16 protein-coding genes and 2 pseudogenes are annotated in these 15,166 nt (G+C 61.8%); 12 read left to right on the top strand and 6 right to left on the bottom strand.

The window, feature by feature from the left end:
- Positions 1–90: 90 nt before the first annotated feature.
- Positions 91–540 (bottom strand): flavodoxin, encoded by a 450-nt coding sequence (locus tag GYB81_RS15405; protein WP_161865152.1) that lies wholly within the window; start codon positions 538–540, stop codon positions 91–93.
- Between the two features lie 102 nt (positions 541–642).
- Here GYB81_RS15405 and GYB81_RS15400 point away from each other — a divergent pair, with 102 nt between their 5' ends.
- Together GYB81_RS15400 and GYB81_RS15395 are read left to right on the top strand one after the other, a co-directional pair.
- Positions 643–1,089 (top strand): PAS domain-containing protein, encoded by a 447-nt coding sequence (locus GYB81_RS15400; RefSeq protein WP_161865153.1) that lies wholly within the window; start codon positions 643–645, stop codon positions 1,087–1,089.
- A 66-nt stretch (positions 1,090–1,155) separates the two neighbouring features.
- Positions 1,156–1,764, top strand: a complete 609-nt coding sequence (locus GYB81_RS15395) for a PilZ domain-containing protein (protein ID WP_161865154.1) — start codon at positions 1,156–1,158, stop codon at positions 1,762–1,764.
- A gap of 21 nt (positions 1,765–1,785) precedes the next feature.
- On the opposite strand, the gene GYB81_RS15390 is transcribed toward GYB81_RS15395, so the two are convergent.
- Entirely contained in the window at positions 1,786–2,739 is a 954-nt protein-coding gene (locus tag GYB81_RS15390; protein WP_161865155.1) for a MerR family transcriptional regulator, read from the bottom strand.
- Positions 2,740–3,144: 405 nt separating this feature from the next.
- Between GYB81_RS15390 and GYB81_RS15385 the strand changes: the two genes are divergently transcribed.
- The 7 genes from GYB81_RS15385 (at position 3,145) to GYB81_RS15355 (ending at position 7,153) form a co-directional block, all read left to right on the top strand.
- Positions 3,145–3,711 (top strand): antibiotic biosynthesis monooxygenase, encoded by a 567-nt coding sequence (locus GYB81_RS15385; protein ID WP_161865156.1) that lies wholly within the window; start codon positions 3,145–3,147, stop codon positions 3,709–3,711.
- A gap of 321 nt (positions 3,712–4,032) precedes the next feature.
- Entirely contained in the window at positions 4,033–4,743 is a 711-nt protein-coding gene (gene folM / locus GYB81_RS15380; RefSeq protein WP_161865157.1) for a dihydromonapterin reductase, read from the top strand.
- Positions 4,744–4,765: 22 nt separating this feature from the next.
- Positions 4,766–5,326 carry a GTP cyclohydrolase I FolE gene (folE, locus tag GYB81_RS15375; RefSeq protein ID WP_024309110.1) on the top strand — a complete coding sequence of 187 codons (561 nt, stop codon included), beginning with the start codon at positions 4,766–4,768 and terminating at the stop codon, positions 5,324–5,326.
- Positions 5,326–5,697, top strand: coding sequence for a dihydroneopterin triphosphate 2'-epimerase (gene folX, locus GYB81_RS15370; RefSeq protein WP_037003250.1), 372 nt, complete (start codon positions 5,326–5,328; stop codon positions 5,695–5,697). Before folE ends, folX begins: the two co-directional genes overlap by 1 nt.
- Before the next feature lie 76 nt (positions 5,698–5,773).
- The gene (locus GYB81_RS15365; protein WP_161865158.1) at positions 5,774–6,067 is read left to right on the top strand and encodes a DUF1244 domain-containing protein; all 294 of its coding nucleotides are present in this window, start codon (positions 5,774–5,776) and stop codon (positions 6,065–6,067) included.
- Complete coding sequence (locus GYB81_RS15360; protein WP_161865159.1) at positions 6,064–6,405, top strand: HopJ type III effector protein; 342 nt, start codon at positions 6,064–6,066, stop codon at positions 6,403–6,405. The genes GYB81_RS15365 and GYB81_RS15360 overlap by 4 nt, the downstream gene beginning before the upstream one ends.
- A 160-nt stretch (positions 6,406–6,565) precedes the next feature.
- Positions 6,566–7,153, top strand: a complete 588-nt coding sequence (locus tag GYB81_RS15355) for a putative glycolipid-binding domain-containing protein (protein ID WP_161865160.1) — start codon at positions 6,566–6,568, stop codon at positions 7,151–7,153.
- 8 nt (positions 7,154–7,161) lie between these two features.
- Here GYB81_RS15355 and GYB81_RS15350 read toward each other — a convergent pair whose 3' ends face one another.
- Together GYB81_RS15350 and GYB81_RS15345 are read right to left on the bottom strand one after the other, a co-directional pair.
- The gene (locus tag GYB81_RS15350; protein WP_161865161.1) at positions 7,162–7,491 is read right to left on the bottom strand and encodes an AzlD domain-containing protein; all 330 of its coding nucleotides are present in this window, start codon (positions 7,489–7,491) and stop codon (positions 7,162–7,164) included.
- Complete coding sequence (locus tag GYB81_RS15345) at positions 7,491–8,201, bottom strand: AzlC family ABC transporter permease (RefSeq protein ID WP_161865162.1); 711 nt, start codon at positions 8,199–8,201, stop codon at positions 7,491–7,493. The genes GYB81_RS15350 and GYB81_RS15345 overlap by 1 nt, the downstream gene beginning before the upstream one ends.
- 514 nt (positions 8,202–8,715) lie before the next feature.
- On the opposite strand from GYB81_RS15345, the gene GYB81_RS15340 reads away from it, so the two are divergent.
- Positions 8,716–10,371 (top strand): methyl-accepting chemotaxis protein, encoded by a 1,656-nt coding sequence (locus GYB81_RS15340; protein ID WP_161865163.1) that lies wholly within the window; start codon positions 8,716–8,718, stop codon positions 10,369–10,371.
- A 399-nt stretch (positions 10,372–10,770) separates the two neighbouring features.
- Here the strand turns inward: GYB81_RS15340 and GYB81_RS25235 are convergent, their stop codons facing one another.
- Both GYB81_RS25235 and GYB81_RS25230 read right to left on the bottom strand, forming a co-directional pair.
- Positions 10,771–11,499 (bottom strand): methyl-accepting chemotaxis protein, encoded by a 729-nt coding sequence (locus tag GYB81_RS25235; RefSeq protein ID WP_438810712.1) that lies wholly within the window; start codon positions 11,497–11,499, stop codon positions 10,771–10,773.
- Positions 11,500–11,625: 126 nt separating this feature from the next.
- Positions 11,626–12,711: pseudogene (locus GYB81_RS25230) on the bottom strand (cache domain-containing sensor histidine kinase); the annotation flags it as partial.
- A 466-nt stretch (positions 12,712–13,177) separates the two neighbouring features.
- On the opposite strand from GYB81_RS25230, the pseudogene GYB81_RS25225 reads away from it, so the two are divergent.
- Both GYB81_RS25225 and GYB81_RS25220 read left to right on the top strand, forming a co-directional pair.
- Positions 13,178–14,278, top strand: a pseudogene (locus tag GYB81_RS25225) (nitrate- and nitrite sensing domain-containing protein); the annotation flags it as partial.
- Complete coding sequence (locus tag GYB81_RS25220; protein ID WP_438810711.1) at positions 14,273–15,139, top strand: methyl-accepting chemotaxis protein; 867 nt, start codon at positions 14,273–14,275, stop codon at positions 15,137–15,139. The pseudogene GYB81_RS25225 and the gene GYB81_RS25220, both read left to right, overlap by 6 nt.
- Positions 15,140–15,166: the final 27 nt, after the last annotated feature.

The following is a 15,166-nucleotide window of genomic DNA, read 5'->3' as shown; positions in this document are numbered from 1 at the left end:
CCCCTGGTGCGATAAGGGCCTATTCGCTGCCCTTATCGGCCGCTCCGGCCAGCCCTGGGCCGCGAGCAACACTGAACGCACCGGTGCAGATCAAGCCTTCAGCGCGACCGCGAGGGTTTGCAGCCAGGGCTCGGCGTCCGTCTCCGGGGTAACGGTTTCGCTGGAGTCCAGGCGCAACATCTCGACCACCTCGCGCAGCCCCAGCTCGGCATAGAGTTCGCGAATCATCTCACCACCGCCGCAGAAGGTGTCGTAGCTGGAGTCGCCCAGGGCCAGCACCGCAGCCGGCTTGCCAGCCCAGGCCGGCAGTCGATCGCGGATTTCGCTGTACAGCGGCAGCAGATTGTCCGGCAACTCGCCCATGCCCGTCGTGGAGGTCACGGTGAGCAAGGCGTCCGGCGCGAAAGCCAGCAACTCATCGAGACTCATGTTCGTTTTGTACCAGGCCTCCAGCCCGGCGGCCTTGAGCTGACGCTCGGCGTGACGTGCGACTTCTTCGGCCGTACCGTAAACCGAGCCCGAGACAATGGCGACTTTCATGACAACTCCGGAAACAGGAAAAACGCCGCGCATTATGCCGCAAGTGGACAGCCCGACCCGATGTTTTAGAATGCAGCGCACAACTCTCGCGGAATCGCATCCATGATCAATGCCAAGCTGCTGCAACTGGTAGTCGACGCCTCCAACGACGGAATCGTGGTGGCCGAGCAGGAGGGCGAAGACAACATCCTGATCTACGCCAACGCAGCATTCGAACGCCTGACCGGCTACCCCTGTGACGATATCCTCTATCAGGACTGCCGCTTCCTGCAGGCGGGTGATCGAGCGCAAATCGGCTTGCAAGCCATCCGCGATGCGGTCAAGGCGAACAAGCCCTGCCGGCAGATAATCCGCAACTACCGCAAGGATGGCAGCTCCTTCTGGAACGAGCTGTCGATCACTCCGGTGCTCAACGAGAGCGATCAGCTGACCTATTACATCGGTATCCAGAAAGACGTCACCGAGCAGGTCGAAGCCAAGCAGCGCGTGCGCGAGCTGGAGATCGAGGTGGCCGAACTGAAGGCCGAGCTGGCACGCCTGAAAAGCTGACGAACGGCTAAAACTATAGTCCAGCGCGGCAGTCAAAAAGGTTTGCCCCCTTGCAGTACCTAATCCATGCAAAGCGACCCGCTGCTGACCCAGGACGAGCTGGACTTCATCCAGCAGACCCTCTCCAAGCCTCCGCATACACGGCGCCCGAGCGCAGCGCCGCAATTGACGCTGGGTGAAAGACTCAGTGAATTGTTGAGCCGTCTGGGCGACGAGGAGCATCTGAGCCTGGACACCCACAGCGATAATCAACACCTCAGTTTTCCGCTGCGCCTTATCCAGGATGAACAGAGCCAGTCACGCCTGGAGCTGGGAGCGCCGCTGATCTTCGAGCAAGGCCTGAGCGAGCGGCCGTGGCGGCTGGTCCTGCCCACAGCGCTGGTGCTGCTGGATAGCAGCGAACGGCCCAGCGGCCTGCAGGCGCTGGAGCTGTCCAATAGCGGAATGCTGGTGGAACACAGCAAGGCTGGCACACCAGCCAAGGATCAGTTGCTGCAGCTACTCCTGCCTCAGGAACATCGCGTGCAACTGCGCGCGCGGCTGGTCAGACGGGTCAGCAAAACGCGCTACGCGTACAGCCTGCAGACGCTGCATGCGGAAGATGAGCAAACATTACGCCAGTACCTGTTCGATCGGCACAGCGAGCAGCAGTTGCAAACCGCAACCGTCGACTGAAATCCGAGCCTGCAGGCCGTCTCAGGTGTCGAGATGACCTGCGAGGTACTGCTGCAGGCGACGCTGCATCATACGCCCCTCGTTACCCAGGCAGGCGATGGGCGAGCCGGCAAGACTTTCCTCAGCCAGATCGGCGCTGTCACCAGCAAGCGCCAGCGGACATTCCAGGCCGAGCGCCAGGCGCCCCAGTTGCCGTGGAAATTCCTCACCTGGCGGCAGATTGCTGAAAATCACCAGAGCTTGCGGCTTTATGCGTTCGCAGACCAGGGCCAGATCGGTCATCGGCACTCCCGGCCCCATTACCCTGATGTCGACGTCCTGACTGCCGAGCAGCAAGGCCGCAACCAGCAACTCCAGCTCGCGGCAGTGGCTGGGTAATGCCACAAGAAGCACAATGTCACGAGACTCGCCTCGCCCCAGCTGCAAACGCTGCCAGCAACGCCCGCGCAGGAAGCCATCGAGCATCAACCACTCGCCACGCTGCCCCACCTCGTCCTGACGCAGCAGCAACTCCTGCCAGATCGGCATCAGAATGTCCTGAAACACCACGGGCAGCGGATAACAGGAAAAAATCTGCCCGTACAGGCGCTCGAGACGAGGCTCGTCGAAGTGATGCAACGCGCTGCGCAGTTGATCCTGCCACTGGCCCCAGTCGTCACTGCTGACGTCATCGTAAGCCGGCGTGGCCACACTGCGACTGGCGGCGCTCTTGGCCAAAATCGAGCCGACCTTGCTGACCGCCACGCCGCGCTCGATCCAGGCCAGGATGCTGCGCACCGCGTCGATATCAGCCTGCGAATAGAGACGATGGCCGCTATCGGTACGCGTCGGCTGGATCAGCCCATAACGCCGTTCCCAGGCGCGCAAGGTGACCGGGTTGACGCCAGTCAGACGAGAGACCTCGCGGATGGGGAACAGCTCTTCCTGCTTCAAAGCACTAGACGCAAGCGATGTGACGGAGGCGAATTCAGGCATGGCTTCGGGCATCACGGCAATGAATTAAGGCGGCATTGTAACCCAGCACCGCAAGCAGTCATTGTGCAAAAATTATACAAATTGAGCCAGTGCATAATTGTCCCTGTCATTCGATCCGTTATAACGATCTTGATCGCCCCAGCCTATCGACTCGTGCGGCGCCGCTAGCTTGATGATTACACCAAAGTTCGAAGAATAGCGACCGCCTGCGTCCATTTGGCACATCCTGCGCCCTCAGAAGGGGCGGCGCCGGTAGCCCCGCTCGGGCAGCGCCCCGTCAGGCGGGACTGGCTAATTCTGATAAAACCGGAATAATCCTTGCTGTTGTTCATCGAGCACGTCACCCCGTGCTCGATCACGCCTACGCCAGACCCCGGCCGACGGCAACTTTCGAGGAGATACACAATGTCCCCCGTTACCCTGATGGTGGCGCGTCGCGTCGCCAATGGCCGTTATCACGACTTCATCGCCTGGCTGCGTGAAGGTGAGCACCTGGCCACCGATTTCCCTGGCTACCTCGGTTCCGGCGTACTGGCACCGCCCGCCGGCGATGATGAATTTCAGATCGTGTTCCGTTTCAGCGACGAACAGACCATGGCCTCATGGGAGCATTCCGCTTCACGTCAGGCCTGGCTGCAGCGCGGCGCTGGACTCTTCGCCCAACCGCAGGAGAAACGCGCAGTGGGTCTCGACGCCTGGTTCGGCAATGCTCACCGCCAACCGCCGCGCTGGAAACAGAGCGTGGCCATCTGGCTGGCGTTCTTTCCGGTGTCCCTGGCCTTCAACCTGCTGTTCGGCCCCTGGCTCGCCGACCTCTCGCTGGTGGCCCGCGTACTTCTGTCGACGCTGGCCCTGACGCCGCTGATGACCTACCTGTTCATCCCGCTTTCCACTCGCCTGCTGGAGCCCTGGCTGCAAGGCAACTACTCGCAACGCCTCGGCAGACGAGCCGCCAGCATCGGCAAATCCTGAAATTGCCCGCCTTACTTCGTATCGGCCAGCCTCGTGCTGGCCGTTTTCGTTATACAAGCCAGAAATACCTGTACAAAAACAAATAGACGTACAGGTAAAGTACAAAAAGAATTCGCTGCGCAGCTTCGATAAAAAGCCTTATAAGTCAGTCAAATAGGCAAATAAACTTTATCTGATAGCAAATCCACATGACACGCATGGTTGTACAACCTGCGACTCTGGTATAGCTTTATTCACGGTCTGGTGAGTGCCGCTTGCCACTGGTCAGGTATCCCGAGGCGGTACGAACCAGGCCTTCATTTTCATCTGCACGAGTCGCACATGAGCGCTGCCAGCTATCCCATCCTGATCACCGGCGCCGGCCAGAGAGTCGGCCTGTACTGCGCCGAACGCCTGCTCGACGAGGGTCAGTCGGTGATCGTCAGCTACCGCCAGCAGCGCGACAGCATCGAGCGACTGCGCGAGCGCGGCGCTATCACGGTGCAGGCCGACTTCAGCGACGAGGCCGGCATCCTCGCCTTCATCGAACAGGTCAAGGCCAAGTGCAGCGGCCTTCGTGCGATCGTGCACAACGCCTCGCAATGGCTGGCCGAAGCACCGGGCGAAGAAGCCACAACCTTCCGCCAACTGTTCAGCGTGCACATGCTCGCCCCTTACCTGATCAACCTGCACTGCAGTGATCTGCTGCTGCAGTCGGAGCTCGCCGACATCATTCATGTCAGCGACGACGTGGTGCGCAAGGGCACCGCCAATCGTCCGGCCTACTGCGCCACCAAGGCGGGGCTGGAGAGCCTGACGCTGTCTTTTGCCGCGCGCCTGGCGCCGCGCATCAAGGTCAACGCCATCGCGCCGGCGCTCTTGATGTTCAACGAAGGCGATGACGAGGCCTACCGAGCCAAGGCTCTGGCCAAGTCGGCGCTGGGCAAGGAACCCGGCCCGCAAGCCTTCTATCAGAGCCTGCGCTATCTGCTGGACAACCCCTACGTAACCGGAACCACCCTTACCCTCAACGGCGGCCGCCACCTCAAGTGAAGCGCCTGCTCAGGACACTGCCATGAGCCATCCTCTTTCCCAGCAATACCGCGAGATTCTCGTAGGCCTCGGTGAAAACCCCGAGCGCGAGGGCCTGCTCGACACGCCCAAGCGCGCGGCCAAGGCCATGCAGTACCTCTGCCATGGCTACCAGCAATCGCTGGAGGAAATTGTCAACGGCGCGCTGTTCGAGTCCGATAACGACGAGATGGTGATCGTCAAGGACATCGAGTTGTACTCGCTGTGCGAACACCACCTGCTGCCCTTCATCGGCAAGGCGCATGTCGCCTACATCCCCACCGGCAAGGTGCTCGGGCTGTCGAAGGTGGCGCGCATCGTCGACATGTATGCGCGCCGCCTGCAGATCCAGGAAAATCTCACCAAGCAGATCGCCGATGCGATACAGCGTGTGACCAACGCCGCTGGCGTGGCCGTGGTGATCGAGGCCAAGCACATGTGCATGATGATGCGCGGCGTGGAGAAGCAGAATTCGGTGATGAGCAGCTCGGTGATGCTTGGCGCGTTCCGCGAGTCCTGCAACACTCGCCACGAATTCCTGCAACTGATCGGACGGAACAACTAATGCCGCGACTGGAACCCGGAATGGCGCGCATCCGCGTCAAGGACCTGCGCCTGCGCACCTACATCGGCATCAAAGAAGAGGAGATCAACAACAAGCAGGACGTGCTGATCAACCTGACCATCCTCTACCCGGCGGTCGATGCCGTGCAGGTCAACGACATCGAACATGCCCTGAACTACCGCACCATCACCAAGGCGATCATCGCCCACGTCGAAGGCAACCGCTTTGCCCTGCTCGAACGCCTGACTCAGGAAATTCTCGATCTGGTCATGACTCACCAGGCTGTGCGTTACGCCGAAGTCGAAGTGGACAAGCCGCACGCCCTGCGTTTCGCCGAGTCGGTATCGATCACCCTCGCTGGTCATCGCTGACGGCTGTCATCGGGCGGCCTTGTCGCTCCCCGGCGACGCTCTTATCATCGCCGCCATCATCCCCGGAGAGCCCACCATGACCGAGCAAGAACGCCTCGAACTGGAAGCTGCAGCCTTTCGCGCCCTGGTCCAGCACCTGCGCACCCGTCCCGACGTGCAGAACATCGACCTGATGAACCTGGCCGGTTTCTGCCGCAACTGCCTGTCGAAATGGTACAAGGCAGCCGCCGACGACCTTGGCGTCGAAGTCAGCGCCGACCAGGCCCGCGAGACCGTTTACGGCATGCCTTATGCCGACTGGAAGGCCAAGTATCAGAAAGAAGCGTCGGCCGAACAGAAAGCCGCTTTTGCAAAAGGAAAGCATGAATGACCGCTCTGAACGAACTGCGTAGCCGCCTGCAGCAGGACGATTACGCCTTCAGCGAAACCCTGGCATTCGTTGCCCAGCACTATGATTATCAGCCCAGCGCCTTCCGCAATGGCAACGTTGAAAACGCTGCGGGGCAGAACGAAGGCTCCTGCAAGACCCTGGGGCTGGCGCTGCTGGAAGGCTTGAGCAAGGACGAAGCGCTGCGCGCCTTTGGCGAACACTACCGCAGCGTACTGGCAACGCCGCAAGGCACTGATCACGGCAACATTCGTGCGCTGATGGCCCATGGCCTGGAAGGCGTGAAATTCGAGTTGCAACCCCTCAAGCGCAAAGCCTGAACCTGTAGCGCAAAAACTTGCGCAATTGTCGGCAATAGCTGACAGACATCACACTGACATCGCTTTATGCTGCGCGCCGACAACTCATTGAACACGAGGGAACGTGTTCTGCGCGCAGCCGCCCTTCCCTCCTGTTTGGCATCCGGCATGGAGTCGAGCGATGCAGCAGACCTTGGTATGGAAACCTAGGCACACCCCCGGCGTGGAAACGCTCCGCCTGAATCAGGATGCCCATGGCATTCACGCCACCAGCCACCTCATGCAGGTCATCAAGGGCAACAGCATCGCTGCCAACTACCTGATCGACTGCGACGCACGCTGGCGCTTCCGCCGCCTCTGGCTCAAGGTCGACAACCACGGCCAACGCAAGCTTTCCCTGGAGCGAGACCTGCGCGGCAACTGGCTGCTCAATGGCGAGCCTCGCCCCGAGTTACAGCAATGCCAGCACATCATGCTCTCGGCCTCCCCGTTCACCCACACCCCGCTGCTGCAGCGCAGCGCACTGGAAACCGGGCAAAGCGACGAAATGCAGGTCGCCTTCATCGACCTGCTCAACTTAAGGGTTGAGCCGCGCCGGCAACGCTATCAATGCATGCGGCGCCGCCTCGGGGAAAGCCTCTACCGCAGCCAGGGCGAAGGCCAGGCGCTGGAGGAATTGAGCGTCGACGACCAGGCGCTGCTGCTCAAGGCCAACGAACATTATTTGCGCCTGAACCAGCGTGAGCCGAAAGTCAGCACGCTGGTCTGACAAGCGCCCTAGATCGGCAACTGACCGAACGCCCAGCGCAACAGGAAGAACACCAGCAGCCCTCCGCCAATGGTCGCCAGAAGATGCCGGGTGAACGTCGCGATGGCGATGGCGGCGAGGCCCGCCAGCAGATAGGCGTTGTTCCAGCTCAGCGCCCAGTGTTGCCCGTCCGGCAACAGCATGCCGGGCACCACGATGGCCGTGAGCACGGCCGTTGGTACATAGTGCAGTCCCTGCCTGACCAGAGGAGGAAACCGCAGGTCAGGGAAGGCGAACAGGCTGTAGCGGGTGGCGAAGGTGATCACCAGCATGCCCAGTATCAGCAACCAGATATCCATCAGACCAACTCCTCCTGTAGTGCCGGCTTGCGGCGCTCCAGCCAAACACCCACCACGATGCCGCTGGCTGCAGCGGCCATCAGGCCGAGCTTGTAAGGCAAGGCATGGCAGGCCAGCGCCACGGCGCTGGCGACCAGGGCTGCGGCCACCTGTGGCTGGTTGCGCAACATGGGTACGACGATGCCGATGAAAGTCGCCAGCATGGCGAAGTCCAACCCCCACTCGCCGATGTTCGGCACCGCCTGGCCGAATAGCACCCCCACCAGCGTGCAAAGTTGCCAGTTGCAGTACATGGCCAAGGCCGCGCCGAGAAAATACCAGTGGCGATAGATGCCCTGGTCACCACGGGCATAGCGCTGCACCACCACCGCGTAGGCCTCGTCGGTCAGAACGAAGGCCAGAGGCATACGCCAGCGCTTGGGCAGGTGCCGCACATGAGGCTGCATGCTGGCGCTGTACAGGGCATGACGCAGATTGACCACGAAGGTGGTCAGCAACACCACAGCGATGCCGGCACCGCCGGCCAGCAGACTGATGGCGATGAACTGTGCGGAACCGGCGAATACCAGGGCGGACATGCCCAGGGTTTGCCAGGGATCGAGCCCGGCAGCGCCAGCCAGGCTGCCGAAGATGATGCCGAATGGAGCGGCGCCGAGCAGCATTGGCAGCATATCGCTGGCGCCCTGTGTGAACTCGTGATGACGGGACATGGAACCTCCTTGGGCTGCCGAGCTTAACCGGGCCACCGAAGCAGGTCTTGAACGTTCTTGCGCAACGGAACGAGGCGGCAGCAAACCGCCGCGAGGCAGAGACAGCTTCTACGAACTCCACCCCACCGAACCTGCAACGACAGACATCATTTTGCCACTACTAAAGTAGCGAAGCGCCGCGCCGATATCTGTCCTAGACTCGCTCATAATGACGGTCGCTCCACTGACAGTGGGCTTCCTGAGTGAAGCGCAGGCCGGGTTGCGCAAAAGCGCCAATACACCGGCCCCTCTCTGCTATGAACAAGGACACATGGCCTCACTCGCGACAGGTGAGGCCAGTGTTGAAGGACCATGCCAGCCATTCTCCGGCCGGCGCATGGAGCGTCATGCCAGCTGACATCCCGCCGAGGAACTGCAGCTGGTGCAGGATGCACCTTACAGGCCGCGGCCATTGCTCTTGCGTGCACTCGAGCGATTCCGCTTATGCCGTTTCACGTTCATAGCAGGTGTGCTTATGTCCTCAAATGCTGCTCGTTTTTCCACCCGTAGCCTGCTTTATGCTAGCTACGCCTGCCTACTTGCTCTGATGCTGCTGATCGCCGGCGTCTCTCTCTACAACCTTGCCAGCTCTGATCGTGAATTCTCCACCTATATCAACGGTGTAGAAGCACGCGCCCGCCTGGCCAGTGCAGTCAGCGAAGCAGTGAAAGACAGGGCCATCGTCCTGCGCAATCTGGCGCTCAACAGCGCCCCTGCGGAGCGGGCGCAACAACGCGCGTTCATCGCTGCCCACGAAAAGGACGTAGTCGACAGCATCGCAGCGCTGCGTCAGGCAATGAGCACGCATAGCGACGTCTCGGCCACGGGCCGTGAAATGCTGGCGCGTATCGAGCAGGTGGAATCGCGCTACAGCCCGGTCGCTCATACCATCGCCGAACACCTGTTCGCCGGTAACGACGCCGAAGCCATGCGCATGGTCAAGGAGCAGTGCACGCCCCTGCTCGAGGAGCTGACCAAGACCATCGACGAGTACCTGATCCATACCACGGACGTCGCCAACCAGCGGGTACTCGCCAACGAGGCGCACTACCTAGAGCAGCGCAACATGCTGATCACCATCACCGTGTTCAGCTTCGTCATCGCGGCCGTACTGGGAAATATGATCAGCCGCTACCTGTTGGGTGCCCTGGGCGCCGAGCCGAGCGATCTGAACCGCATCGCACAGCGCGTGGCAGAGGGCGATCTGCGCACCATGGAGCAAGCCGTAAACTGCGCGGAAAACAGCGTGCTCGCCGCGCTACAACGCATGCAACAGAACCTGCGCCAAGTCACTCAGGGCATCGACAACTCATCGCGCACCGTGGCCCATTCCAGCCAGGAGCTCAGCGAGTCGAGCCTGCGTAATGCCGAGAGCGTGGCCCAGGCACAGCGAGAAGTGGAGCAGATCGTTACCGCCGTTCACGAGATGGCTGCCACCGTGCAGGACGTGGCGCGCAGCGCCGAGTCCGCCGCACAAGCCGCCAGCGAGGCCGACGAGGCTGCAGCGCAAAGCCAGCAGAAAGCAGGGCATGCGGTCAGCCTGATCGGCGAACTGGCCCAGGTGATCGACAACTCCAGCGAAGCCATGGGCCGGCTGAAAGCCGAAAGCAGCAACATCGGCAGCGTGCTCGACGTGATCAAGTCGGTAGCGGACCAGACCAACCTGCTGGCGCTCAATGCCGCCATCGAGGCCGCCCGCGCCGGCGAGGCCGGGCGTGGCTTCGCCGTGGTCGCCGATGAAGTGCGCAGCCTGGCGCGTCGTACCCAGGAGGCTACCACCGAGATCGAGGGCTTGATCGCCAGCCTGCAGAAGATCGCCGATGAAACCTCACGCTACATGGAGCGCTGCCAGAGCTCCAGCTCACAGTCGGTTTCCGGTGTATCGGAGGCTGGCGAAGCGGTGGCGCGGATCGTCGCCATGATCGAGCGCATCAACGGCATGAACCAGCAGATCGCCACCGCAGCCGAGCAACAGACGGCTGTGGCCGAGGAAATCAGCCGCGGCATCGTCTCGGTACGTGACAGTACGGAGCAATCGGCCTTCGCCTTCCAGCATGCGCAGCAGGAAAGCGAAAGCCTCGCGCGTACCAGCGAGGCGTTGCGCGGAAACATCGCCCGCTTCCAGCTGTAACGATGCAGCCCTGCGGCTTGCAAAGAGCCGCAGGGCGCTGACTGATTAGCTCGGCAACAATCCCCGCGCCTGCGCAACGACCTCCGTTTCACCATCACCGGTAATCCCCCCTCCCTCTGAACATCGCCTGGATCTGCGATCGCATAGCCCACGATTGCAGATCGGCATGTGCACGGACATTCAGATGATCGCGGCTGTGCCGCCCAGGGCAGTGACTGGATAGAGGCTCGTCAGGAGTAGCCGAGTTGGGAGCATCCTGCCGATGCGCGTCGGAGAACCCTGGCCATGGACCACGCCAGTGCCCGGCAGAACACCAGGCATTGCGATGCGGTATGCAGGAAGGCCTGAAACGCAGGCCTGAGAATGGCGCCGCATGAAACATGCGGCGCCGGTGGGAGGCTAGGTGCGGAAACGCCCGACCAGCCCATGCAATTGTTCCGACAGTTGGGCCAGCTCCTGCGAATCGCGATGCGCCGACTGCGCGAGATTCTCGACCAGCAAGGCGTCGCTCTGGATCTGCGCGATGTGGCGGTTGATATCCTCGGCGACCTGATGCTGCTCTTCCGCGGCGGTAGCGATCTGGGTGTTCTGATCGCGGATGTGGTCCACGGCGCCACGAATGTGCTCGAAGCTGTTGCTGGCCAGACTGATGCGCTCGACACTGGCCTGCGACATTTCCAGGCTGTGCTGCATCTGCCGGGCCACCTCCTGCGTGCGGCGCGCCAGGCCCCCCAGCAGGCTGTCGATCTCGCCGGTGGAGTCGGCGGTGCGCTGCGCCAGGGCGCGTACTTCGTCGGCAACGACCGCGAAGCCGCGTCCTTGATCGCCTGCGCGGGCAGCTTCGATAGCGGCATTGAGTGCCAGCAGGTTGGTCTGCTCGGCAATGGAGCGAATGGTACCGAGGATTGCGTTGATGTTCTGGCTGTCCTGTTCCAGCGCCTGTAGCGCCAGCGCCGATTGCTTGAGGTTGTCACTCAGACGCGACACGCTGTCGGTGGCATCCTCGATCTGCGCCTGCCCGGCGTGTACCTGGCGCTGGCCATCATCGGCCGAAGTGGCGGCCTCGCTGCACGAACGCGCGACTTCGTTGGCGGTCGCGACCATCTCGTTGAATGCCGTCGACACCATTTCAACTGCACCGCGTTGGCGCTCGGCCACATCGGTCATGTCCTGGGCGACGCGCGTGGAATCCTCGGAAGTCTGGCGCAGAGCTGCGGAGGCCTCGATGATGCGTTGCACGAGCTGGCGGATCGTGCCGAGGAACTGGTTGAACCAGCGCGCCAGCAGGGCCGTTTCGTCCTTGCCCTGGATGTTCAGGCTGCGCGTCAGGTCGCCTTCGCCCTGCGCGATACCTTCCAGGCCGCTAGCCACGCTGCGAATCGGATTGACGATGAGCCTGGCGAACAGGGTCCCCACCATGGCGAACACCAGCGCCAGGACCACCACGATCACGCCAACCTGCCAGGCGAGATCATTGGCCTTGGCCATTACCTCGCCGCGCTCGATCAGGCCGATGAAGCGCCAGCCCAGCGTCGGCGAAGACCAAATGTTGGCCATGTAGCGGGTGCCGTTGAGTTCCACTTCCAGCAAGCCATCGGCACCGGCCATACGGGCGTAGTCACCGCCCAGATCTGCGAGAGACTTGAAGTTGTTCTCGGCGTTCTGCGGGTCGACCAGGACGTTGCCGCTGCCCTCCACCAGCATCAGGTAGCCGGTCTGGCCGATCTTGATCTGCTTGACCAGATCGGTGAGCTGCTTCAGCGATACGTCCAGACCGACGACACCGACGACCGCCCCCTGTGCGTCGGTGACGGTACGCACGGTCCCGATCAGTACCGCATCATCCGAGGCCCAGTAGTAGGCAGCGGTGCGCTGCGTTTTGCCCGGCTCTGCCATGGCGGTCTTGTACCAGGGACGTACGCGCGGATCGTAGCTGCTGAGGCCAGGATCGCTCGGCCAGATGGCATAGCCGCCGTCAACTCGCCCGTAGGACAGGTAGGCAGTGGTTGGATGGGACTTGGCAAAACGGTCGAAAATGCGCTCCAGTTCCTGGTTGGTCTCCGGCAGCGGGGTGCTGGCCGCGTCCGCCGAGGAATAGTTCTTCAGGGTCGGGGCGGCCGTCATTTGCGGCAGACTGGCCAGGTAGTCGACGTTCTCGCTGATGCCCTTGAAGAACATACCCATGGCGTTGTCGATCTGGCGTATCTCGCGGGAGCTGCCATCAAGGAAGTCGGCCTCAGCCTGCGCACGCAGGTTGTAGATGACCACAGCGGCAACCAGGAGGATGGGCAGGCACGCGATAGCGGCAAATGCCCAAGTCAGCTTTTGTTTGATGTTCATGCGATGAATCCCTCGGGATAGTGGATTCATCAGGCGCGAAGACGGCGACGAATCCTCAGAGACATTATCGGCTCGGCGATGAATGGCTTGAATTTGCAAAGCGACTTATTGCTGCCGATCAAAGACCTGCGATTCATTTTTTTTAACCTGCTTCCTGAACGCCCGGCTCGCAGCGACCTACACGCCTAAAGTCGTACGAAATTCTTTCAAGAAACGCCCCTGACTTACGATACGCTGACTATGCCACCCCTTGCGAAGAGCCGTTCTGGCCGGTGCCCGCCATCGATCAATTGCAGGTCAAAGTCCATGCCTCTTCCAGCAGCCGATGCCACGAAAAACAACATCCCTACAGCATCAGAGTGGGCACCAATCCCTGTCGCCCTCTGAATCGCCAGCCTGGTACTGAAACTACCGTCGTAACTTCGCCTGCCAACTGTTCAAATCAAGACGATGAGGCAACTCACAGATGCTTAAAAATGCCCCGCTGAGCGTGAAGCTACTGCTCATACTGATATTCCCGCTGCTTGGTTTCCTGGCATTCGCCGGCGTCTACGTCACCGGCAAGTACCACACGCTGACCGAAATGGATCACACCGTGACCGCCAGTGGTGCGGCGCAGAAGATCAGCGCCGTGATCACCTCACTGCAACGCGAACGCGGCGCCAGTGGCGTGTTCCTCGGCAGCAGCGGCAAAACGATGGGCGACAAACTGGCCGAATACCGCCGCGATACCGACGCTGCGACCGCGCAGATGCGCGCCCTGTCGGACCAGGGCTCCTCCGGCATGGACGAGGCCCTGCGTGCGCTCGACGAACTCGCCGCGCTGCGCCCGCAGATCGATGCGTTGTCGCTGAGCAGCACCGACTCGGGCACCCGCTACACCAATCTGATCAAGTCCCTGGTCGGCTACACCCACTCTCTCGAGGCGAGCGTCAACGACCCGCAGATCCTGCGGGCCCTAAGCGCCCTCAACCAGTTCGTGGAAATGAAGGAGCGCGCCGGGCGCGAGCGCATGCTGCTGGGCCTGGTATTCAACCAGAACCAGTTCAATGCGGACTTGCTGTCGCGCTTCAGCCGCAACCTGGGGGAATTCTCTGCCTATCTGGACGGATTCCAGCGCCGCGCTTCGGCCAGCTTCCGCAGCGAGCTCGACAGTGTGCTTCAGCAGCCCGACTCGCAGGAGGTGGCGCGCCTGCAGCGTCTGGCCTTCGAAAAACCGCTTGGCGACCCGCTGGGCATCAAGCCAGAAGACTGGTTCAGGCTTTCCACCAGCCGCATTGACCTGATGGGCAAGGTCGAAGCCGAACTGGGCCAGAGTGTCGGCAACCTGGCGACCCAGGCACGTGACGATGCGGCCAGCAGTCTGTGGCTGACCATCGCTGCCATGTTCGGCGTGCTGTCCGCCGTGGTGGTGCTGTCGCTGCTGATCATCCGCAACATCAAATCCGCGGTCAGCGATGTCAACGACACCCTGGTCGCCCTGGCCAGGCGCGATCTGACCGCCAACACGAGCTATGAAGGTGGCGACGAGTTCGGCACGATCGCACGCAACCTCAACAACATGGCCCAACAGATCAAGGAAGTGATCCAGGAAATCGGTGGCGCCGCGGCTCAGGTCGCCACCGCCGCCGAGGAATCCTCGGCCGTGGCCCTGCAGACCAGCCAGAACGTCGCGCAGCAGCGTCTGGGCACGGATCAGGTGGCCACCGCCATCAACGAGATGAGTGCCACCGTTCGCGATGTGGCACGCAGCACCACCGAAGCGGCCGAGATGTCACGCCAGGTCAATGACAGCACCCTGCAGGGCAAAGCCGAAATCGAGAGCACCGTGCGCCTGGTCCAGGCCCTGTCGACGCAAGCCGAGCAGACAGCCGACATCATCGTCGAGCTCAAGCGCGAGAGTGATGCCATTTCCTCGGTGCTCGACGTCATTCGTGGCGTCGCCGAGCAGACCAACCTGCTGGCCCTCAATGCCGCGATCGAAGCGGCGCGTGCCGGCGAACAGGGGCGTGGCTTCGCCGTGGTCGCCGATGAAGTCCGTCAGTTGGCGCAGAAGACCCAGGACTCGACCGTCAGCATTCAGCAGATGATCAGCAACCTGCAGAGCGGCTCGGACCGTGCCGCCAGCTCCATGCAGGAAACCCTGAACAAGGCCCAGGCTGGCGCCAGTAACGTGGTCAAGGCCGGCGACCTGCTGGTGCAAATTGCCGACGGCATCGCCAGCATCAGCGACCGTAATATCCAGGTGGCCTCGGCGGCCGAGGAACAGAGCCTGGTATCGGAGGAGATCAACCGCAACGTCAACGAGATCAACGACCTGGTCATCCAGGTCAGCGCTGCCGCCGAACAGACCGCCGTGACCAGCCGCGAGCTGGCGCGTCTGGCCGACCACCAGCAGCAACTGGTCAGCCGCTTCAAGGTGGACTGATATGCCCCTCGTCGACTACGACGCCCG

Source organism: Pseudomonas yangonensis (assembly GCF_009932725.1).
In the GTDB taxonomy this organism is placed as follows: domain Bacteria; phylum Pseudomonadota; class Gammaproteobacteria; order Pseudomonadales; family Pseudomonadaceae; genus Aquipseudomonas; species Aquipseudomonas yangonensis.
The sequence above is the reverse complement of the archived record's forward strand: the minus strand, read 5'-3'. Positions and strand labels throughout refer to the sequence as shown.